The organism is Actinomadura montaniterrae, assembly GCF_008923365.1.
GTDB classification, from domain to species: domain Bacteria; phylum Actinomycetota; class Actinomycetes; order Streptosporangiales; family Streptosporangiaceae; genus Spirillospora; species Spirillospora montaniterrae.
In genome coordinates this window covers 1-19,781 of sequence record NZ_WBMR01000174.1, presented here as the reverse complement: position 1 = coordinate 19,781, position 19,781 = coordinate 1, and the positions used below count along the sequence as shown (strand labels likewise).

Genomic DNA, 19,781 nt, shown 5'->3' with positions numbered 1-19,781 from the left:
GGCCTGCGCCGTGCGCGCCGAGCCGCCGGACGAGCAGCCCGCCAGCAGCGCGGGCGCCGCCGCGCCGAGGCCCGCCAGCCCGGCCGCCCTGCCGAAGTCCCTCCTGCTCACCGCCGTCATGCCGTCCCCCCAGAAGATCAGATGCCTGGAATGCGCGGCTTCGCACCCTAGTGCATGATCATCTTCCGGTGGGAGCGGTCAGCGGCGGCCGATCATCCGGCCTCGGAGAGCCGCAGGTCGAACTCGACCTCGACCTCGTCGGCGAGCCGGAGCGCGCCGAAGAACGCCGAGAACGGCTTGACCCCCCAGCGGGTCTGCTGAACGGTCAGCCCGCCGCGCAGCCGGTCCCCGTCGATCTCCGCCCGGACCCGGACCGGCTTCGTCCGGCCCATGATGGTCAGGTCGCCCTCGATCTCCCCCGCCTCGGCGTCGATCGCGGTCGACACGAAAGTGATCTCCGGGTGGTGGCGGGCCTCCAGCACCTTGCGGAGGTTGTCCGCGATGTCCAGCCGATCCTTGTCCGACAGCGGCTTCACCCCGCCGGTGCCCTCCCGCACCTCCAGGCCGTCCACCACGACGACCACCTTGCCCGACGACTCCTCCAGCGGCTCGCGGACCGCCGCCTCCGCCGTCCAGCTGCTCGCCTCGATGGTCAGGTCGTGGCCGGCGCGCCGGCCGAGACCGCTGCGGCTCGTGCGGAGCAGCAGCCGCCCGTCACCGGGGCCCAGCTCGTACGTTCCCTCTCGAACGGTCATGCCCTCACATTGCCACGCGCCCTTGCGCGCTCCCGCGCGCGCCCCGCCGGGGTCTACACGCAGGTGACCTCGGGCTGCGCGCGGTACTCGGTGTGGAACTTCTCCTGCCGCACCTGGCGGCCGGCGGACAGCAGCGTCCGCCACACGTCGATCTTGAAGCCCTTCCGGCCCGCCATCGGGACGCACCGGCGCCCGTGCCCCGACCCCGCCTCGAACGGCGAGAACCCGTACCGCTTCGACGTCCGCGACCGGACCTCGTACCGGCGGTGCCCCCACAGGCTCACCGTCAGCGAGTCCCCCGTATAGCCGACCTGGATGCGCACCGGCGCGTCCGTGTCGTTCTTCCATGTGAAGTCGAGGTTCGGATAGGCCACCGCCGCCTCGCGACCCTCCGGATACTCCGGCATCCACATGGTGTGCGCGCGCGCCTTCCGGATGTCCAGGCCCGCGCGGAACACCGCGTTGAACAGCGTCGTGGACACCTGGCAGATGCCGCCGCCCACGTCCTTTACCAGCCGCGACCCCATGATCGCGGGCGCCGGGACGTAGCCGAGCCGCCGCGTCCGCGGCCCCACCGCCCTGTTGAAGGAGAACGTCGCGCCCGGCCGCACGACCCGCCCGTCCAGCATCCGCGCGGCCAGCTCGATGTTGCGGACGCGCGGCTGCCCCGGCTGGAACCGGGTCGTGTAGGACGCCATCGGCCGCGCGGACGCGGCGCCGGCGTCCGGCCGCGCGGAATCGCGGAGGACCGGCCCGGCGGCCACCGACGCGCCCGACTTGCGCGGAGCCCACAGGTACGCGCCGAGCAGCAGCCCCGTGGCGGCCAGCGCGCCGACCGCGAACGGCCACCAGCGCCGCACGCACTCCCCGAGGCCCGGCTCGTCCGCCCACGCCCGTCCGTACCGCCCCAGCCGGGTCCGTCCCACCGATCCACCCCCCGAGGATCCCGGGCGTCCTCGCCCGTCAGGATCCTGGCACCGCACCCTCCTCCCCGCCTCGGCCCGACACCCCCGCCTTTGCCGGAACAACACGAACACAAGCCCCGAGGCCGACGCTGTGCGGCGGGACGGCGGCCGGACGGCCGGCGCGGGCGCGTCCGGGCATGCCGAACGCCCGGCCGGTGGCGCGGAACCGGCCGGGCGACGGCGTCTCTGGCGCTCGGTGGGGGATCAGCGGGCGCGGGCGCCCTCGCGCAGGCGCTGCGGGTCGATCTCGCGGGCCGGGCGCCTTCGCAGGTACTCGGCCTCCAGCTGCGCCATCCGCTGGGTGTGCTCGCCGTAGGCCTGGTCGGCGGCGTGCCGGAGCGCGTCCATCCGGGTCTCGTACAGGTGCCCCAGCTCACGGAGCAGGTCGTCGTCGGTGAGCTCGGCGGGGCTGACTCCCATCGCCATGTGCGGTACCTCCTCCAGCGGTTCGCGGGCGTCGGTCTCCTACCCGGTCGAGGGAGGGCGAATCGCGGGTCTTGCGCGCCCGCGATGACCTACCTAGCGTTTGCTTTATGACTGAGACGAGCGGTCCCCTGGTCGGCCACGTCCACTCCGACGACATCCCCTGGGTCACGATCGGCCCGGTCGGCCTCCAGGTCCTGAGGGTCTCCCCCGACACCTGGGTGGTGCGCAACCGCTTCGAGGCGGGGTTCCAGCTGCCCACCCACAAGCACACCGGCGGCGTCCACGCCTACACGTTCTCCGGGCGCTGGCGCTACAAGGAGTACGGCATCGACTACCACGCCGGGACGTTCATCTACGAGCCGCCCGGCTCCGTCCACACCCTCACCATCGAGGAGGACAGCGACATCCTGTTCATCCTCGAAGGCGCCTTCATCGAGTACGACGCCGACGGCGACATCACGGGAGTCACCGACGGCGAGTCCACGCTCAACGCCTACTACGCGATGTGCGACGACGCCGGGATAGCGAGACCGCAGGGCATCCTCCAGTGATCCCGGACGGCTTTCCGGACGGGTTCTTCGCGCAGGGCCATCCGTACGGGCTGTACGAGGCCGTGCGGGCGGAGGGCGGCCTCGTCCGGCATCCGGCGCTGCCGCTGTGGGTGGCGGGGTCGCACGCGGCGGTGCACGCGGTGGCGAGCGACCCGGCGGCGTATCGGTCGGGCGACGGCATCCTGATCGACGAGATCGGCGTCCCGTTCGACACGCCGCCGACGATCATGCACACGGACCCGCCCGAGCACGGCCGGTACCGGGGGCTGGTCGCGCCCGCGTTCCGGCCGTCGGCGATGCGGCGGCTGGAGGGCGCGGTCCGCGAGCGGATCCGGGCGCTGCTGGAGCCGGTCGAGGCGGGCCGCCCGTTCGACGTGGTCGCCGAGCTCGCCGTCCCGCTGCCGCTGCAGGTGATCTGCCTGCTGCTCGGCATCCCGGAGGACGACTGGCCGCGGTTCTTCCGCTGGTCGGAGTCGATCATCCCGGGCGCGGCGCCGGAGCTGTCGGACGAGGAGCGCGCCGCGCTGCGGATGGAGGCGGGCGTCTACCTGGTCGAGGTCTCGAACGAGCGGCGGGCCGCGCCGCGCGACGACGTGATCTCGCAGCTCGCGCAGGCCGAGGTGGACGGCGACCGGCTCACCGACATCGAGATGGTGATGTTCCTGATCCAGCTGCTCGTCGCCGGGAACGAGACGACCCGGCACGCGATCTCCGGCGGGCTGCTGGCGTTCGCGGAGAACCCGGAGCAGTGGGAGGCGATGAAGCGGCCGGAGGCGATGCCGACGGCGATCGAGGAGATCCTGCGCTGGACGTCCCCAGTCGTCTACTTCCTCCGCGCCGCGACACGCCCGGCCGTCCTGGCGGGGAAGAAGCTGGAGGCCGGCGAGCACATCATGCTGCTGTACGGGTCGGCGAACCGTGATCCGGAAGCGTTCGGGCCTGATGCCGACCGTTTCGATGTCATGAGACGCCCCGAAGCACCGGGACTGGCGTTCGGGTACGGCCCGCACTTCTGCCTCGGCGCCGCGCTCGCCCGGATGGAGATGCGGCTCGTCCTCGAAGAGCTCCGGTCCCGGTACGGGACGATCACGCTCACCGGCGAGCCGGTCTACAACGGCTCGCCGGTGGTCGTCGGGCTCCGCGGGCTAAGCCTCGCGTTCGGCTGAGAACCGGCTCCCGCGGCCGGCCGCGACCTCGCGACCGGCCGCCGGGCGCGGTTACAGCCGGCTGAACCTTCGCCGAACTCCCCGCGCCGGCCCGGCGTCGGGCAGAAGACCGTCAGGCGTCGGGCAGATGACCCGTCAGGCGTCCGGGCGGAAGACCGTCAGGCGTCCGGGCGGAGGGCCGGTCAGCACTCCGGGCGGAAGACCGCGAGGGCCCTGGAGTGCTTGCCGAACCGGATCGCCGGCGGCGCCGGGGCCACTTCGCCGTCCCGCGCCAGCCGCAGCTCGCCGCCCTCCGCGAGCACCTCCAGGCCGCCGGCGCGCCACGCCCGGAAGCCGGGCGCCATGTGCAGGTGCCCGGCGAGGACCGCGGCGACCGCGCGGACGCGCGGCATCCGCCGCCCGGCCGACACCATGCGGACGTCCAGGCGCCCGTCGTCCAGGCGCTCCCGCCACGTCGGCGCGGCGCCGTGCGAGCCGAACACGCCGTTGCCGACGAACGCCAGCCACACATGCCGCCGGTGCCCGTCCACGACGGCCTCGACGGGCTCGGCGTGCCGCAGCGTCCGGACGGCGGCGACCGCCAGCGCAGGCCACTTCCCGAGCCGCTTCTCCAGCCGCTCGCGCCGGTCGACCAGCTCGGTGTAGGCGCCGAAGCTCGCCGTGTTCAGGAACAGCCGCTCGCCGCCGTCGCCGGAACCGGGCGCGGCGGGCGCGGCGTAGGCGACGTCCACGCGGCCGAGCCGCCCGGCCCGGTACGCGGCGATCGCCTGCGCGGGCGACTCGACGCCGAGCGCCCGGGCGAAGTGGTCGAACGTCCCGCCGGGCACGACCAGCAGCGGGACGTCGTGGTCGAGCGCGGCCCGCGCGGCCGCGTTGACGGTGCCGTCGCCGCCGACGACCGCGAGCACGTCCGCCCGCGCGGCCGCCTCCGCGAACGCCTTCTCCACGTCCTGGCCGGGCTCCAGCACGACGATCTCCGCCGCCGGGAGCTCGCGCTCCAGCAGCCCGGCCGCCACCTCGGCGCTGCCCGGCAGGATCCCGCGGGTCGCCTCGCCCGAGCCGCCCGAGCCGGGGTTGACGACCGCGACGACACCGCGCCCGTCAGCGGTGACCTGGACGTCCTCGCCCTCGGCCCGGGTCACGCGGGCCACCGGAGGGCGCGCCGGCCACACCAGCCGCGTGCCGAGCCCGGCGAGCGCGCCGATGCCGAGGCCGGCGAGCACGTCGCCCGGGTAGTGCGCGCCGGTGTAGACGCGGGCGAACGCGACGGCGGCGGCGGTCGCCGCGACCGGCGCCGCCACCGCTGCGGGCGCCTCCAGCGCCACCCCGGCCGCGAACGCCGCCGCGGACGCCGAATGCCCCGACGGGAAGGCGTGCGAGGTCGGCAGCTTCCACCGGATCCGGATCGGCGGCACCAGGTCCACGACCGGACGCGCCCGGCGGAACGCCTGCTTGCCCAGGATGTTGACCACCGGGCTCGCGACCGCGATCGCGATCGAGCCGCGCAGCGCGCCGCGCCGCAGCCGGGGCCGCCGGGTGAGCCCGAGCGCCGCCGCCGTGGTGAACCAGAGCACGCCGTGGTCGGCGGACCTCGACAGCCGGGGCAGGACGTACTCCAGGCCGGGCAGCCGGGCCGCGGCGACCCGGTCGAACGCCCACCGGTCGGCGCGCCCGAGCCGGCTCAGCACCGCCCGGTACGGGCCGCGAGACCAGGCGGGGGAGGCGGTGCGGGCGGACGAGGGGGCCCCGGGACGGCGGAGCACGGGCAGTGACCGAGAATGGTTGGACCGCATGCCCCGGGTATCCCCAGGGGCGACGACAAGATTCCGTAATGATCTCAGTTCGGGGGTCACATGCGGGTGAACGTCACTGACACATCATCGACTGCAATAGGCTTCCCGGCATGAGTCACCCGCAACGGCTCGGTTCATCGGGTGGCGAGTCGGTCGGCACGATCGCGGAGTCTCCTCACGTGAACGAGACGCTGGCCGCCTACGCCGCACGGTACGGATTGAGGCAGAGCGCGGCGCGCCCCCCGCTGCGCAAGTACATCCAGAGTGTGTGGGCCAGGCGAAACTTCATCTGGGCGTTCGCCTCGGCCAAGAACATCTCGATGTACACCGACTCGCGACTGGGTCAGGTCTGGCAGCTGCTGACCCCGATCCTGAACGTCTCGGTCTACTACCTGATCTTCGGCGTCCTCCTCAACACCAAGCGCGGCGTCCCCGACTTCATTCCCTTCCTTGTGACGGGCGTGTTCATGTTCGGGTTTACACAGCGCTCGATCACGTCGGGATCCAAGTCCGTCGGCGACAACCTGTCGCTGATCAGGGCCCTGCACTTCCCGCGCGCGACGCTGCCGCTCGCCATCGCGACGGTGGAGTTCCAGCAGCTGCTGCTGTCGCTGATCGTGCTGCTCGGCATCGTGTTCGCGTTCGGGGAGCCGATCAGCGTCCAGATGCTGATGTTCGTCCCGGTGCTGCTGCTGCAGCTGATGTTCAACGTCGGGATCAGCATGGTGATGGCCCGGCTCGGGGCGTTCAACCGGGACGTCAGCCAGCTGCTGCCGTTCATCATGCGGACCTGGCTCTACCTGTCCGGCGTGATCTTCAGCCTGCCGGACCTGCTGCACCGCAGCCACGCGCTGAAGACGCATCCGTGGATCGGCGAGATCCTCAAGGCCAACCCGGCCTACGTGTACGTGGAGCTGAGCCGGCACCAGCTGCTCGGCGAGTACCGCCACTTCGTGCAGCACAAGCTGACCGAGTCCACCACCCAGCTGTGGATCTACGCGGGTGCCTGGTCGGCGGTCGCGCTGGTCGGCGGGTTCCTGTTCTTCTTCAGTGCCGAGGAGCGTTACGGCCGTGGCTGACACCAAGGTGCGCGGCGGGACGATCATCGACGTCGACCCCGCGCGCGAGCCGATCGTCGTCGTCGACGACCTGCACATCATCTACCGCGTGTACGGCGCGGGCGGGAAGGGCAACGCGGCCAGCGCGTTCTCCCGGGTGCTGCGCCGCAAGAACCGTCCTTCGATGAAGGAGGTCCACGCGATCAAGGGGCTGTCGTTCGTCGCGTACCGCGGCGAGGCGGTCGGGATCATCGGCACGAACGGCTCCGGCAAGTCGACGCTGCTGAAGGCGATCGCGGGGCTGCTGCCGCCGCACAGCGGCGCGGTGTACACCGACGGGCAGCCGTCGCTGCTCGGCGTGAACGCGGCGCTGATGAAGGACCTGACGGGCGAGCGCAACATCGTGCTCGGCTGCCTGGCGATGGGGATGACCCCGGCGCAGACGAAGGCGCAGTACCAGAAGATCGTGGACTTCGCGGGGCTCAAGGAGGGGTTCATCCAGTACCCGATGCGGACGTACTCGTCCGGCATGGGGGCGCGGCTCCGGTTCGCGATCGCCGCGGCGAAGACCCACGACGTGCTGCTGATCGACGAGGCGCTCGCCACCGGCGACGCCAAGTTCAAGCGCAAGAGCAAGGCCCGGATCGAGGAGCTGCGCAAGGAGGCCGGCGCGGTCTTCCTCGTCGCGCACCAGCTGGACACGGTCAAGGAGATGTGCGACCGGGTCATCTGGATCGACGAGGGCCGGATGCGGATGGACGGCGACCCGGAAGAGGTCATCGCGGCCTACACCGAGGCCGCCGGAAAGTGATCCGCGTCACAGCGGACGAGCACGGCCGGGCGCGGCAGGCCGGGACGCCGCAGTAGGTACACGACGACCCGTCCGACACGTTCGTCGCGGAGGACCTCGCGAGGGCAGGTTCACCATGGGCGCGGTCAAGACCTGACCCGCCTGATAGAGATGTGAGTGACAACTGATCCCTTGACGAGGAGGTCGCCATGGCCGGCCGGCCACCGCTTCCGCACGAGCACCTTCCCGAGGTCCCGTCGTTCACCGTGACCAGCGACGACGTCGCGGAGGGCGAGCAGCTCGACGACAAGCACGTGTTCGACGACTGGGGGTTCAGCGGCGGCAACCGGTCCCCGCACCTGCGCTGGTCGGGGTTCCCGGAGAACACCAAGAGCTTCGCCGTGACCTGCTACGACCCCGACGCCCCGACCGGGAGCGGGTTCTGGCACTGGACGCTGTTCGACATCCCGGCGGACGTCACCGAGCTGCCGACGGGCGCGGGCACCGCCGACACCAAGATCGGGATCCACGCCCGCAACGACTACGGGAACAAGGAGTTCGGCGGCGCCGCGCCGCCGCCCGGCGACCCGCACCGGTACGTGTTCACGGTGCACGCGCTGGACGTGGAGTCGCTCGGGATCGACTCCGACGTCTCCCCGGCCGTCGCGGGCTTCAACATCACCGCCCACACCCTCGCCCGCGCGACGATCGTCCCCGAGTACGGCGTCTGACGCCCCGCTGAGGCCGTCCCGCTGAGGCCGTCCCGGTCGCCGGGGCGGCCTCAGGAGGCGCCGACCAGCACGTCCCCCACGGCCGTCCGCCGGTACAGGACGGAGCGGCCGCTGCGCTCGCGGGTGACGAGGCCCGACGCGCGCAGCACCGCGAGGTGGTCGCCGACGCCGCCGAGGCTGACCCGGAGCCGGGCGCTGAGCCAGGTCGTCGTGGCGGGCTCGGCCAGCGCGCGCAGCAGGTCGGCGCGGGTGCGGCCGAGCAGCCGGGCGAGCGCGTCGTCCACGCGCGGCTCCCGGCCCTCCCACAGGGCCGCCACTCCCCTGGCCCGGTACATCAGCGTGTGCGGCCAGTTCCGCTCCAGCGCGACGCCGACCTCGCTGAACGCGTTCGGGACGAGCATCAGCCCGGTGCCGTCCAGGCGGGACGTCTCCTCGCCCGGCATGTCGACCTCGATGACGCCGGCGCGCCAGCGCACCCGCCTCGACAGGCCGTCGAGGGCCTCCGCCCAGCCGTAGGCGGCGAGGCGTCCCGCGCGGTGCACGATGTCCTGCTCGAGGATCGACCGCACGACCGGCCAGTCCGGTTCGATGAGGGCGGTCCACGCCGCCTCCAGGCCGCCGGCGAGCCGCCGCACGACGTCGTCGCCTTCCAGGACGGCGCGGACGTCCGGTTCCGGTGCGGGGAGATCGGCGACGTTGCGGGCGATCTCCGCCCGCGCCTGCTCGAGCGGTGTGGCGCGGACGACGTCCAGCTGCTCGGCGACCGTCAGGTTCGGGCGGGCGGGCGGCGGCGAGATGAAATCGGCGACGTAGCCGTGCCGGCGCTTCAGGAAGGCCAGTGCCCGGACCGCCGGGTCGCCGGCGATCGCCCGGTAGTTCGGCCGGACGCGGTCCAGCCACGGCCGCACCGGGCCGGCGGGGCTCCGGCCGGACGCGAGGGCGATCGCGTGGAGCGTCTCGTACAGCGGGGCGATGCCGAACCGGCTCGCCGCCAGGTCGCCGGGGCCGACCTCGATCCGATACATGTTTCGCTCCTCCCCGAAACATTATCCGGCCGGGACGCGGTGGCCGAGGCTGTCGCCGTGACCGCACCGAGCATCGCGTCCGCGCGCTACCGCGACCTCTTCGGCGTCCCCGAGTTCCGGACGCTGTTCGGCCTGCAGACGCTCCAGGTGACCGGCGACTCGATCCGGATGATCGCGCTGGCGGTGCGGACCTTCCAGACGACGGGGTCCGCGCTCGCCTCGGCGGCGGTGTTCTGCGCCGGGATGCTCCCCCACGCGGCGGGCGGTGCGTTCCTGCTGTCGCTGGCCGACCGGGTTCCGGCCCGCCGCCTGCTCACCGGCCACCACCTGCTCCGGTTCGCGGTCACGGCCGTCGTGGCGTGCGGCGGCGTCCCGCTCCCCGTGACGATCGCGCTGATCACGCTGCTCGGGCTGTTCGCCCCCGTCGGCGGCGCGAGCGTGCAGGGCAGGCTGCCCGCCCTGCTCCCGGGCGACGGGTTCGTGCTGGGGCGGTCGCTGTTCACGATGACGTCGGCCGGGGCGCAGATCGCCGGGCAGGCGGCCGGCGGGCTGCTGCTGGCGGCGTTCACCCCGGCCGGCACCCTCTGGCTGGCCGCCGGGAGCGCCGCCGCGGCCGCCGCGCTCGCCCGGTTCGGCCTGCCGGACGTCCCGCCCCCGAACCGGGGGACGTCCGGCGTCGCCCGCGAGACCTGGCGGGTGAACCGGCTCCTGCTGTCCGGGCGCACCACCCGCGGCCTGCTGCTGGCCTTCTGGCTGCCGCTGTCGCTGTCGGTCGGCGCGGACGGGCTGATGGTCCCCTACGCGAGCGGGCTGGGGCACGCCGGGGCGGCGAGCCTGCCGCTGTCCTCGGGCGCGGCCGGCATGCTCGCGGGCAACCTGCTGATCGGCCGGTGGGTCCGGCCGGCACTGCGCGACCGGCTCATGCTCCCGCTGGCCCTGCTCACCGGCGCGCCGCTGCTGCTGTTCGCGTTCCACCCGGCGCTTCCGGTCGCCTGCGCCCTGCTGTTCGCGGCGGACCTCGGCCTCGGCTACGACCTGCCGCTCCAGCGCCGGCTCGTGGACGCGGCGCCGGAGACGGTGCGGGGGCAGGCGATCGGGCTGGCGAGCACGGGGATCATGACCGGCCAGGCCGCCGCGATCGGCGGCGCGGGCGCGCTCGGCGACTTCCTCCCGGCGCCGCAGGTGATCGCCCTCTGCGGCGCCGCGTCCCTGCTGTCATGCCTGGCGCTGGCGCGCCACCTACGGTGAGGTCTTCCGGCGGCGCAGGCTCCCGGGCCAGATCAGCCAGGCCTGGATCACCCCGGCACCCGTCGTCGCGACGTAGAACAGGACGTTGGTGACGGCCTGCGGCATCTCGCCGGGGAGTTCGAAGAGGGCCAGGGCCACCAGCGACAGCGGTGCGGTGACCAGGATGAGCCAGACGCCGATGAACCCGGGGTCGTCCGCGAACAGGTCGGCGGCGAGGACGACCCCGGTCGCGACGGTGACGGCGGCGGCGTAGCCGACGGCGATGGCGAGCCGCACCCGGTAGGCCGTCCCCCGGGCGGGCCGGGGGGAACGGGGGGCGCGGGCGGAGAATGAGGAGAACATGCCGCCCATGCTCGCCGTGGGCCCGGTGGCGCCGCCTGAGTACGGGTACTCAGGCGACGCCCGGAATGTACCTACTTCTCCCAGGGGAAACGGTCGGCGAACGCGGGCTTGAGGTCGTCCAGCCAGACCGCGTCGGGGTCGTAGCGCGCGAAGAACGGCCTGCCGACCAGGTCCGCGTCGCGGCACTGGATGAAGTGCAGGGCGAACACCTTCTCGCCCATCAGGTCGAGGACGCCGTCCACGCACACCTTGCCGGGGGTGGCGGACATGGACGGGCCCCGGACGGTCCGGGAGAGCCCGGAGACGTTCTTGTAGGCGTCCCGGAAGACCTCGTAGGCGCGGGCGAGCGGGACGGCGAAGTAGTCCTGCGGTCCGGTGTCGCGCTCGATGAACATGTAGTACGGGATCAGGCCCATCCGGGTCTGGACCCGCCACATGGTCTCCCACGTCGCGGCGTCGTCGTTGATCGTCCGGATGAGGGGGGCCTGGGTGCGGATCACGGCGCCGGTGTCGCGGATGCGGCGGCAGGCCTCGGCGACCATGAGCGGCTCGAGCTCGCGCGGGTGCGAGAAGTGCGCCATGAAGGCGAGGTTCTTGCCGGACTCGACGACCTGCTCGAACAGCCGGAGCATGTCGTCGGCGTCGGGGTCGGTGACGAACTTCTGCGGCCAGTACGCCAGCGACTTGGTGCCGATCCGGATGGCCTCCAGCTGCTCCAGCTCCAGCAGCGGCTCGAGGTAGCGGCGCAGCACCGGCTCGCCCATGATCATCGCGTCGCCGCCGGTGAACAGGACGTTCGTCACCTGCGGGTTGGCGAGCAGGTAGTCGCGCAGCGCGGCGGGCTCGTCGCCGGCCATCTTCAGGTCGGGCTCCCCGACGAACTGGGCCCAGCGGAAGCAGTAGGTGCAGTACGCGTGGCAGGTCTGCCCCTGCTTGGGGAAGTACAGGACCGTCTCGTCGTACTTGTGCTGCATCCCGGGGATCTTGCCGTCCCCGAAGCTCGGGATGTTGAGCTCCAGCTGCCCGGCGGGGTGCGGGTTCAGCCTCATCCGCACGGCGTGCGCGGCGGCCTCGATCTCGGCCTTGGGGGCCTCGCGGCGCAGCAGGTCGGACAGCCGCGCGACGTCCTCGGCGGGGAGCATGTCCTCCTGCGGGAACACCAGCCGGTAGATCGGGTCGTCCGGCGCGGCCGACCAGTCGATGAGCTCCTCAATGACGTAGGCGTTGGTCCGGAAGGGCAGGACCGTCGCGACCGCGCGGGTCGCGAGCCGCTGCTCGGGCGACAGACCGGCGCGAGCGGTGAGCTCGTCCAGGTGCTTCGCCGTGAAGGCGCGGAACTTGCGACCGGTGGATCGCATTGCGGGAGCCGCGTCGTTCACCAGTGTCACGTGTTGGTACTCCTTGATGTCAGCGGGGGAAGCGGGCCCCCGGGCACGTCGTCACGGACGGTGATCAGGAAGCCGCAGGACACCCCCATTCAACCGTTTGGGACCGGTTCATACCGAATTGATACCCCCTACAGGGTAGGGAAAAAGCTGGTCAGCCCGGATCCCGACAAATCGCCCCTGCATCATCGTGGACGCCGCGCCCCTTGTTCAACGACTACGGGACGTCAACCTCTCCGTCACGGGAGGGCCACGCTTCGGCCAGCGGATACTCCGGAAACCGCGCCCCAGGTCACACGCTGACACGATGTTCGGAAATACTGGCGAGGGCGGCACCGCGGACGGGCGAAGGGGCTGGTGTGCACTCCCATGACACAGGCAGTCCGGCCGAGCCGGCCGGCGGCCAGGGCGGAACCGCGCCCCGGCCCGGCAGCGGCGGACCGGACCTCCACGACCCCGGCGGCCCCGGGGCCGCCCCGCGCTATGTGATCGTCCTGGCGTTCCTCGCGGCGCTCTTCTACGCCTCCTTCTTCCTGGAGAACTGGCTGAGCCCCGACCTGGACGTCGTCAACGGCTACGTCAGCGAGCTGTCGGCGATCGACCAGCCCTTCCACCTCGTCTACAGCGGCGGCGACCTGATCACCGGGATCTTGTCGATCATCGTGTCGGCCGGCACGCTGCGCCGGCTGCGCCGCCGCCCGCTCGCCACCGCCGGCTGGGCGTTCCTCGGCCTGTTCGGCATCTGGGCGATCGGCGACGCCTCGTTCCCGCTGGACTGCGCCCCGAACCTGGAGACCTGGTGCGCGCTGCGGGAGCGCTCCGAGCACGTGTCGTTCTCGCACGAGTTCCACTCCGTCACCAGCACCGTCGTGATCACCTGCGGGGTGATCGCGCTGTTCCTGCTGTCGCTCGCCGCGCGCCGCTACGGGTGGTGGCCCGTGCTGGCCCGCTGGGGCTGGGTGGTCGCGGCGGCCGAGACCGTGTTCGCGCTGAGCACGCTGCTCGCGATGTACCTGGGCCGCTGGCTCGGCATCATCCAGCGGGTGCAGATCAGCGTCCTGTGCGCCGGGCTGCTGCTGATCGCCTGGGCGCTCTACATCGACCGCCGGAACGCCGGGCGGGCCCCGGCCTCCCCGCCGCCGCTACGGGAGAAGACGTGCCTATGAGCGACAGGAGCCCGAGAAGCCCGAGGAGCGCCGCCGGCGCCGCCGCGAGCGAGCTCGTGAACGTCGGCCGCGAGCAGGTCCACGTCGTCGAGGAGGGCCCGCCGGACGGGCCGCCGCTGCTGCTGAGCTCCGGCCTCGGCGGCGCCTGGTTCGACTGGCGGCCCAGCACCGACCTGCTGCGCGACCGGAACCGGGTGATCGCCTTCGACCGTCCCGGGCTCGGCCTCAGCCCCGCCGCGATCGCCGCGCCGACGCTGCGCCGGGAGGCGGACGTCCTCGCCGCGCTCGCCGAGCGGGCCGGCCGGCCGGTGACCGTCGTCGCGCACTCGATGGCCGGGTTCCACGCCGAGGCGCTCGCCCGGCTCCGCCCGGACCTCGTGCGCGGCCTCGTCCTCGTCGACCCGAGCTACGAGCCGCACCCGCACGAACTCGTCCGGTACGCGGCGGCCGTGACGCCCCTCGCCACGGCGGCGGGGGTGTTCTTCGGCGCGACGCGCCTGGCGAAGGTCCTCGGGCCGCTCGGCCGGCGGGCCGTCCTCAAGCACACCAGCCGGCGCGACGAACCCGTCCCGGACGCGGTCGTCCGCTCGGTGTACGGGCGCGGGACCGTCCTCGGCACCGTGATCGCGGAGGACATCGCGTACCGGGAGCAGGCCGTCGACCTGGCGCGGCTCCGCGAGCGCCGCCCGTTCCCGGCCGTCCCGCTGGTCGTGCTGACCGCGCTCGGCGACCTCAAGGGCGAGGCGAGGAAGCGCGAATGGTCGGAGGGGCACGCGCGGCTGGCGAAGATGACGCCCTACGGCAGCCAGGTCGACCTTCCGGACTCGCTGCACATGGTCCAGCTCGACCGGCCGGACGCCGTCGCCGACGCGGTCGCCGAGGTGCTGCGGGCGGAGGAGACGGTATGAGGCGCCTCCAGGCCCTCGTCCTGGCGGCGGTGCTGGCCGTGTCCGTGTCCGGGTGCAAGGTGATGCAGCGGATCTCCGAGGAGTCCTACCGCAACGCCGTCACCGACGGGGTCGTGGCCGAGCTGAAGAAGCGGGACATCCGGCTGAAGGCCCGCCCGACCTGCCGGACGCCGAAGACGGGCGACACCGTCCGGGTGTCCTGCACCGCGCGGACGAAGGCGGGGCAGCCCGTCGTGGTCGCCGGCACCGCCCGCGACGCCGACAGCGCGCACCCGGTCGAGGACTACACCGTCACCGTCGCCGGGCGGCAGGTGCTGGACCAGGGCTGCCTCGGCCTCGGCTGCTCCTGACCGCGCGGCGGCTCCCGGTCACGCCGCCTAGCTCTTCTTGTGGCAGGCGGTGCCGAGGCACTGCGCGTTCTCCACGACCGGGCGGCCGTCCACCAGGATCGTGAAGTAGTTCTTCTTGGACTGCTGCTCGCCGCTGCCGAGCACCTTGACCTGCTTGTTGTCGGCGGTCGTGCCGGTGCAGGACACCCGCATGCTGTGCTTGGTCCAGCCGGGCAGGTTCTGGCACTTCAGCGGCGACTGCAGGGTCACCCCGCGCACGCTCAGCTCGTCGGCGGCCTTCGCCGGCATCGCCTTGCGCAGCGCCGCCTGCGTCTTGTACGTCAGCTCGCCGCCCGAGGTGACCAGCAGCCACGCGGCGGCGCCCGCGACCACCAGGACGAGGAGCACGGCGGAGCCCAGGATCAGGGCCTTCTTGCGATTCATCACCATTTCCACGTCCGCTACATCACCGTCCGTACCGGGTCGCATGCGGTACGTGTCGGACTTTTCCCTGATCATGCGCATTCGTTGCCCGGCGCGGCGGGCCGTCCGGCGCGGCGGGCGCGGCTCTCCCGGGCGCGTGAGGCTCGCCACCTCGGGGCGCGCACCGCCAAGGCACCCGAACCGAGGACTTACCATGCGATGAGCTGCGGATCTCGCGCGCGCCACCCGTCCCTCTCCCCTCCTGGAGCGACCCATGACCGGTCAAGGCGAGCCGCCGCGCCCGGCGGCCCGCCGTCCGGCGACGGTGCGGCCGCTGCCGATCGCGGTCGACACGATGGGCGGCGACCACGCGCCCGGCGAGATCATCGAGGGCGCGGTCGACGCCGTCCGCGAGCACGGCGTCCGGGTCGTGCTGGTCGGGCAGGCGCCGCGGATCCAGCGCGAGCTGGACCGGCACGGCTTCGCCGGGAAGATCCCGATCGTGCACGCCGAGGAGGCCCTCGACATGGGCGAGGGCGCGCTCGCGAGCTGGCGCAAGCCGAGGTCGTCGATCGCGATCGCCTGCCACCTGATCAAGCAGGGCCGGGCGTCGGCGCTGGTGTCGGCGGGCAGCACCGCCGGGGTCGTCGCGACGTCCCGGCTGCGGCTGAAGGGCCAGCAGGGCGTGATGAGGCCCGCGATCGCGGTGGCGCTGCCGACCGCGCCGCGCCCGACGATCCTGCTGGACGCGGGCGCCACCGTGGACGTCAAGCCGGAGGGGCTCGTCCAGTTCGCCGCGCTCGGCACCGCGTACGCGCAGATCCTGCTCGGCGTGGAGCGGCCGAGCGTGGGCCTGCTGACGATCGGATCCGAGCCGGGCAAGGGCAACAAGGTCACCAAGCGGGCGTACGAGCTGCTGTCCGGCGGCAGCCACGGCATCGAGTTCGCCGGAAACGTGGAGGGCCACGACCTGCTCGCAGGCGAGGTGAACGTGGTCGTCACCGACGGCTTCACCGGCAACGTCGCGCTCAAGACCATGGAAGGCACGATCCGGACCGCGTTCGCGGAGATCCGCGCCGCGATGACCGCCAGCGCGCCCGCCCGGGTCGGCGCCCTCCTCCAGCGCCGCCGGCTCCAGGAACTGCGCGACCGCCTCGACCCCGACACCTACGGCGGCGGCGTCCTGCTCGGCCTGAACGGGACGGTCGTCATCGCGCACGGCGCCTCGCACGCCCGCGCGATCACCTCGGCGTGCGAGCTGGCGCACCGGCTGGCGTCCGGGCGGATCGTCGAGCGGATCCGCGAGCAGGTCGCCGCGACCCGGACGTCCCGGTTCGGCCGCTGGACGCACAGCGAACGCGACTCCCAGGACAAGCGCGACCCCCAGGACAAGCCGGACAGGGCACCGAAGCCGCACGAGCGCCCCGCGGACGCCCCCAAACCCACAGAACCGGCGCCGCACCCCCCAACCCCCGCACCCGAACCAGAACACACCGAACCACCCGCCGCGACATAACCTGACCAGGCACCCCAGCCGTCACGCGAGCGCGTTATCTGACCGTTGGGGGCGAAGCCGAAGGCGAGCCCCCAACGGGAAGCTCGCGAAGCGAGGCCGCGCTCGCCCAATCACGGTCAAGGGCCGAGCCCCCCGGGCGAGGCCCTTGGGCCGTGGTTGTGGAAGCACAGCCGATAACCTTGAGACATGCCCGATCCGCAACTCGTACTCGCCGCCCGGGTCCAGGACGCGCTGAGCGCCGCCTTCGGACCGTCGTACGCGGACGCCGACCCGGTCATCCGGCCGTCGCAGTTCGCCGACCTTCAGGCCAACGTGGCGCTGCCGCTGGCCAAGCGACTGCAGGGTGAGCGAGGAGAGAAGCAGAACCCGCGCGAGATCGCCAACGAGATCGTGGCGAAGTTGGACGTCGCGGACGTCGCGTCCGGCGTCGAGGTCAGCGGGCCCGGGTTCATCAACTTCACCCTGAGCGACGAGTGGATCGCCGGGCAGGCGCAGCGGGTCCTCGAGGACGAGCGGCTGACCGTGCCGAAGGCGGCCGAGCCGCAGACGGTCGTGGTCGACTACTCGGCGCCGAACGTGGCCAAGGAGATGCACGTCGGCCACCTGCGGACGACGATCGTCGGCGACTCGATCGTGCGGATGCTGGAGTTCCTCGGCCACAGGGCCGTCCGGCAGAACCACCTCGGCGACTGGGGCACCCAGTTCGGCATGCTGATCGAGCACCTGCTCGACGTCGGCGAGGAGGCCGCCGCCGCCGAGCTGTCGGCCGGCCACATCAACCGCTTCTACCAGGCGGCGCGGGCCAAGTTCGACTCCGACCCGGAGTTCGCGGAGCGGTCGCGGCGCCGGGTCGTGACGCTGCAGTCGGGCGACCCCGAGACGCTGCGGCTCTGGCAGCAGTTCATCGACGACACGGTCATCTACATCAACAAGGTCTACGCGCGGCTCGGCGTCACCCTCACCGACGCCGACCTCGCCGGCGAGAGCATCTACAACCCGATGCTCGACACCGTGTCCGAGGAGCTGGAGAGCTCGGGCGTCGCGCAGCTCAGTGACGGCGCGCTGTGCGTGTTCCCGCCCGGGTTCACCGGCCGCGACGACGCGCCCATCCCGCTGATCATCCGCAAGAGCGACGGCGGCTACGGCTACGCCACCACCGACATGGCGGCCATCCGGCACCGGGTGCGGGACCTCGGCGCCGACCGGATCATCTACGTCGTCGGGGCGGATCAGTCGCTGCACTTCCAGATGGTGTTCGCCGCCGCCCGGATGGCCGGCTGGCTGCCCGACGGGGTGCGGGCCGAGCACGCCCAGATCGGCATGGTCCTCGGCACGGACGGCAAGCGGTTCCGGACCCGTTCGGGCGAGTCCGTCCGGCTCATCGACCTGCTGGACGAGGCCGTCGAGCGCTCCGCGGCCGAGTACGACAAGGTCAACCCCGACGACTCGCTCGGCCCCGAGGCGCGGGCGCAGATCGCCGACGCGGTCGGTATCGGCGCGGTGAAGTACGCGGACCTGTCGGTCGCCCGCGACAGCGAGTACATCTTCGACTTCGACCGGATGATCTCGTTCAAGGGCAACACCGGCCCCTACCTGCAGTACGCGATCGCCCGGATCCGGTCCATCTTCCGCAGGGCGGGCACCGACCCGGAGTCGGCGACCGGGCCGATCGTGATCGGTGAGGAGGCCGAGCGGGCCCTGGCCCTGCAGCTGCTGGGCTTCGGCACCGCGGTCGAGCAGGCCTACGACGCGGCCGAGCCGCACAAGCTGGCGAGCTACATCTACGCGGTCGCCGACGCCTACACGACCTTCCACGAGAACTGCCCGGTCCTGAAGGCCCCGGACGAGGCGACCAAGGCGTCCCGCCTGGCCCTGTGCGCCGCCACGCTCCGCACCCTCACCACCGGCCTCGGTCTCCTCGGCGTCCCGACCCCGGAACGCATGTAGCGAGGTCAGTGCGCCGGGGCGGCCTGCGCCGGGGCGGCGTGCCGCGCCGCACCGGCGGTGAGGCCCCGCCTTTCGCGAGCGGCCTGCTCGCGGACGGCCGGCACGACCTCCAGCGCGAAGACCGGAAGCTGCCCGGGGTCGCCGCCGAACAGGAACGTGTCGACGCCGTGGCCCACGGCCAGCTCCGTCAGCTCGTAGATCCACTGGCGCGGCGGCCCGTGCAGGAAGCCGCGCGAGTCGCGCGCGTCGATGGAGCCTTCGAGCAGGTAGACGCGGCGCAGCTCGGACGGGGCGCGCCCCGCCCGGGCGGCGGCGTCGTCGAGGCGGCGCTGCCCCTCGGCCAGCCGTTTCGGCGGGACGAGCGACGACGGCGCGATCCAGCCGTCGGCGACGCGGCCCGCGAGGTCGAGCGCCCGCGGCCCGGTCACCCCGAACCAGATCCCGATCTGGTGCGCGGGCGCCGGCCCGGCCTGCGCGGCGGCGAACCGGTGGTGCTCGCCCTGGAAGCGCAGCCCGTTCTGGTCGCTCCAGTGCAGCCGGATGATCTGCACCGCCTCCTCCAGGGAGCGGCGCGCCGCGGCGGCGTCGAGCCGCCGGCCGCCGTAGGCCTCCACACCGTCCCAGGACGCGCCGGCGCCGAGCCCGAGCTCCACGCGGCCGCCGTTCAGGGCGTCCATCGTGGCGAGCGCCTTGGCGAGCAGCGCGGGCGGCCGGAGCGGCAGGCACGCCACGGCGGGCAGCACCCTGATCCGGGACGTGACGGCCAGCGCCGTCGCCATCAGCGTCAGCGCGTCGGCGGTGTCGCGCAGGTACGGCCGGTCCCGGACGCCGAGCAGGTCGAGCCCGTACCGGTCCGCGTCCTGCGCGATGCGGACCAGCGGGACGGACGCGTCCGGCGCCAGCGACAGGCCGAAGCGCAGCCCCGCCCGCCGGGTGAGGGGCTGCGTCACTGCAGGTACCCCTCGACCTCGTCCGGCGGGCGGACGTGCGCGTCCGCGTCGCCGGGGTCGGCGCCCGCGTCGATCCGGGCCCGGCGGCGGCGCAGCAGGTCCCAGCACTGGTCGAGGGCCACCTCGAGGTCCTCGAGTCGCCGGTGCTCCTCGTCGCGGTCCAGGTCGCCGCGCTGGTAGCGGTCGCGCAGCCGCTGCTCCTCACCGACGTACTCGTCGATGCGCGCCAGGATGTCCTTCTCGTCCAATGGGCCCTCCCGTGAGGCGGCCGTGATGGATCGCCGGCCGGCGCGCGCGGTGCGCGGCC

21 protein-coding genes are annotated in these 19,781 nt (G+C 72.9%); 11 read left to right on the top strand and 10 right to left on the bottom strand.

The annotated features are described in order from the left end of the window. Window positions 1-212: 212 nt before the first annotated feature. From F9B16_RS37785 to F9B16_RS37775, 3 genes are all read right to left on the bottom strand, one after another. Window positions 213-755 carry a YceI family protein gene (locus tag F9B16_RS37785; RefSeq protein WP_151545031.1) on the bottom strand — a complete coding sequence of 181 codons (543 nt, stop codon included), beginning with the start codon at window positions 753-755 and terminating at the stop codon, window positions 213-215. A 53-nt stretch (window positions 756-808) separates the two neighbouring features. Then, a complete protein-coding gene (locus F9B16_RS37780; RefSeq protein ID WP_151545030.1) occupies window positions 809-1,681 on the bottom strand; it encodes a VanW family protein in 873 nt (290 codons plus the stop codon). 243 nt (window positions 1,682-1,924) lie between these two features. Then, complete coding sequence (locus tag F9B16_RS37775) at window positions 1,925-2,146, bottom strand: DUF6158 family protein (RefSeq protein WP_151545029.1); 222 nt, start codon at window positions 2,144-2,146, stop codon at window positions 1,925-1,927. Between the two features lie 107 nt (window positions 2,147-2,253). On the opposite strand from F9B16_RS37775, the gene F9B16_RS37770 reads away from it, so the two are divergent. Both F9B16_RS37770 and F9B16_RS37765 read left to right on the top strand, forming a co-directional pair. Further along, window positions 2,254-2,697: a 2,4'-dihydroxyacetophenone dioxygenase family protein gene (locus F9B16_RS37770; RefSeq protein WP_151545028.1), complete on the top strand. Its 444-nt coding sequence runs from the start codon at window positions 2,254-2,256 to the stop codon at window positions 2,695-2,697. Beyond that, complete coding sequence (locus tag F9B16_RS37765) at window positions 2,694-3,863, top strand: cytochrome P450 (protein ID WP_151545027.1); 1,170 nt, start codon at window positions 2,694-2,696, stop codon at window positions 3,861-3,863. Before F9B16_RS37770 ends, F9B16_RS37765 begins: the two co-directional genes overlap by 4 nt. A gap of 182 nt (window positions 3,864-4,045) precedes the next feature. On the opposite strand, the gene F9B16_RS37760 is transcribed toward F9B16_RS37765, so the two are convergent. Continuing rightward, the gene (locus F9B16_RS37760; protein ID WP_225992298.1) at window positions 4,046-5,626 is read right to left on the bottom strand and encodes a bifunctional phosphatase PAP2/diacylglycerol kinase family protein; all 1,581 of its coding nucleotides are present in this window, start codon (window positions 5,624-5,626) and stop codon (window positions 4,046-4,048) included. Between the two features lie 140 nt (window positions 5,627-5,766). Between F9B16_RS37760 and F9B16_RS37755 the strand changes: the two genes are divergently transcribed. The 3 genes from F9B16_RS37755 to F9B16_RS37745 all read left to right on the top strand — a co-directional run bounded on the left by F9B16_RS37755 (window position 5,767) and on the right by F9B16_RS37745 (window position 8,235). After that, a complete protein-coding gene (locus tag F9B16_RS37755; protein ID WP_151545025.1) occupies window positions 5,767-6,735 on the top strand; it encodes an ABC transporter permease in 969 nt (322 codons plus the stop codon). Then, complete coding sequence (locus F9B16_RS37750; protein WP_225992297.1) at window positions 6,728-7,525, top strand: ABC transporter ATP-binding protein; 798 nt, start codon at window positions 6,728-6,730, stop codon at window positions 7,523-7,525. The genes F9B16_RS37755 and F9B16_RS37750 overlap by 8 nt, the downstream gene beginning before the upstream one ends. A gap of 188 nt (window positions 7,526-7,713) precedes the next feature. Continuing rightward, window positions 7,714-8,235: a YbhB/YbcL family Raf kinase inhibitor-like protein gene (locus F9B16_RS37745; RefSeq protein ID WP_151545024.1), complete on the top strand. Its 522-nt coding sequence runs from the start codon at window positions 7,714-7,716 to the stop codon at window positions 8,233-8,235. A gap of 50 nt (window positions 8,236-8,285) precedes the next feature. Here F9B16_RS37745 and F9B16_RS37740 read toward each other — a convergent pair whose 3' ends face one another. Continuing rightward, window positions 8,286-9,260, bottom strand: coding sequence for an ArsR/SmtB family transcription factor (locus tag F9B16_RS37740; RefSeq protein ID WP_151545023.1), 975 nt, complete (start codon window positions 9,258-9,260; stop codon window positions 8,286-8,288). A gap of 57 nt (window positions 9,261-9,317) precedes the next feature. On the opposite strand from F9B16_RS37740, the gene F9B16_RS37735 reads away from it, so the two are divergent. Then, window positions 9,318-10,508 carry an MFS transporter gene (locus tag F9B16_RS37735; protein WP_151545022.1) on the top strand — a complete coding sequence of 397 codons (1,191 nt, stop codon included), beginning with the start codon at window positions 9,318-9,320 and terminating at the stop codon, window positions 10,506-10,508. Here the strand turns inward: F9B16_RS37735 and F9B16_RS37730 are convergent. Beyond that, entirely contained in the window at window positions 10,500-10,850 is a 351-nt protein-coding gene (locus tag F9B16_RS37730; RefSeq protein ID WP_151545021.1) for an SCO4225 family membrane protein, read from the bottom strand. The two genes, F9B16_RS37735 and F9B16_RS37730, sit on opposite strands and share 9 nt — an antisense overlap. Window positions 10,851-10,921: 71 nt before the next feature. After that, a complete protein-coding gene (locus tag F9B16_RS37725) occupies window positions 10,922-12,208 on the bottom strand; it encodes a KamA family radical SAM protein (RefSeq protein ID WP_151545020.1) in 1,287 nt (428 codons plus the stop codon). A 386-nt stretch (window positions 12,209-12,594) separates the two neighbouring features. Here F9B16_RS37725 and F9B16_RS37720 point away from each other — a divergent pair, with 386 nt between their 5' ends. Genes F9B16_RS37720 through F9B16_RS37710 form a run of 3 tightly spaced genes read left to right on the top strand, consistent with a single transcriptional unit; the run spans window position 12,595 to window position 14,659 of the window. Then, window positions 12,595-13,401, top strand: a complete 807-nt coding sequence (locus F9B16_RS37720; RefSeq protein ID WP_225992296.1) for a DUF998 domain-containing protein — start codon at window positions 12,595-12,597, stop codon at window positions 13,399-13,401. Continuing rightward, window positions 13,398-14,309, top strand: coding sequence for an alpha/beta fold hydrolase (locus F9B16_RS37715; protein WP_151545019.1), 912 nt, complete (start codon window positions 13,398-13,400; stop codon window positions 14,307-14,309). Before F9B16_RS37720 ends, F9B16_RS37715 begins: the two co-directional genes overlap by 4 nt. Then, on the top strand, window positions 14,306-14,659 hold the full coding sequence (locus F9B16_RS37710) for a hypothetical protein (RefSeq protein WP_151545018.1): 354 nt from the start codon (window positions 14,306-14,308) through the stop codon (window positions 14,657-14,659). Before F9B16_RS37715 ends, F9B16_RS37710 begins: the two co-directional genes overlap by 4 nt. Window positions 14,660-14,686: 27 nt before the next feature. Here F9B16_RS37710 and F9B16_RS37705 read toward each other — a convergent pair whose 3' ends face one another. Then, window positions 14,687-15,082, bottom strand: coding sequence for a hypothetical protein (locus F9B16_RS37705; protein WP_225992295.1), 396 nt, complete (start codon window positions 15,080-15,082; stop codon window positions 14,687-14,689). A 253-nt stretch (window positions 15,083-15,335) separates the two neighbouring features. On the opposite strand from F9B16_RS37705, the gene plsX reads away from it, so the two are divergent. Together plsX and argS are read left to right on the top strand one after the other, a co-directional pair. Then, the gene (plsX, locus tag F9B16_RS37700) at window positions 15,336-16,577 is read left to right on the top strand and encodes a phosphate acyltransferase PlsX (RefSeq protein WP_151545016.1); all 1,242 of its coding nucleotides are present in this window, start codon (window positions 15,336-15,338) and stop codon (window positions 16,575-16,577) included. A gap of 186 nt (window positions 16,578-16,763) precedes the next feature. Next, window positions 16,764-18,524 (top strand): arginine--tRNA ligase, encoded by a 1,761-nt coding sequence (gene argS, locus F9B16_RS37695; protein WP_151545015.1) that lies wholly within the window; start codon window positions 16,764-16,766, stop codon window positions 18,522-18,524. Window positions 18,525-18,529: 5 nt separating this feature from the next. Here argS and F9B16_RS37690 read toward each other — a convergent pair whose 3' ends face one another. After that, window positions 18,530-19,474 (bottom strand): LLM class flavin-dependent oxidoreductase, encoded by a 945-nt coding sequence (locus F9B16_RS37690; protein ID WP_225992294.1) that lies wholly within the window; start codon window positions 19,472-19,474, stop codon window positions 18,530-18,532. After that, window positions 19,471-19,781, bottom strand: a 311-nt coding sequence (locus tag F9B16_RS53930; protein WP_318839281.1) for a DUF2630 family protein, incomplete at its 5' end; no start/stop codon positions are given. The genes F9B16_RS37690 and F9B16_RS53930, both read right to left, overlap by 4 nt.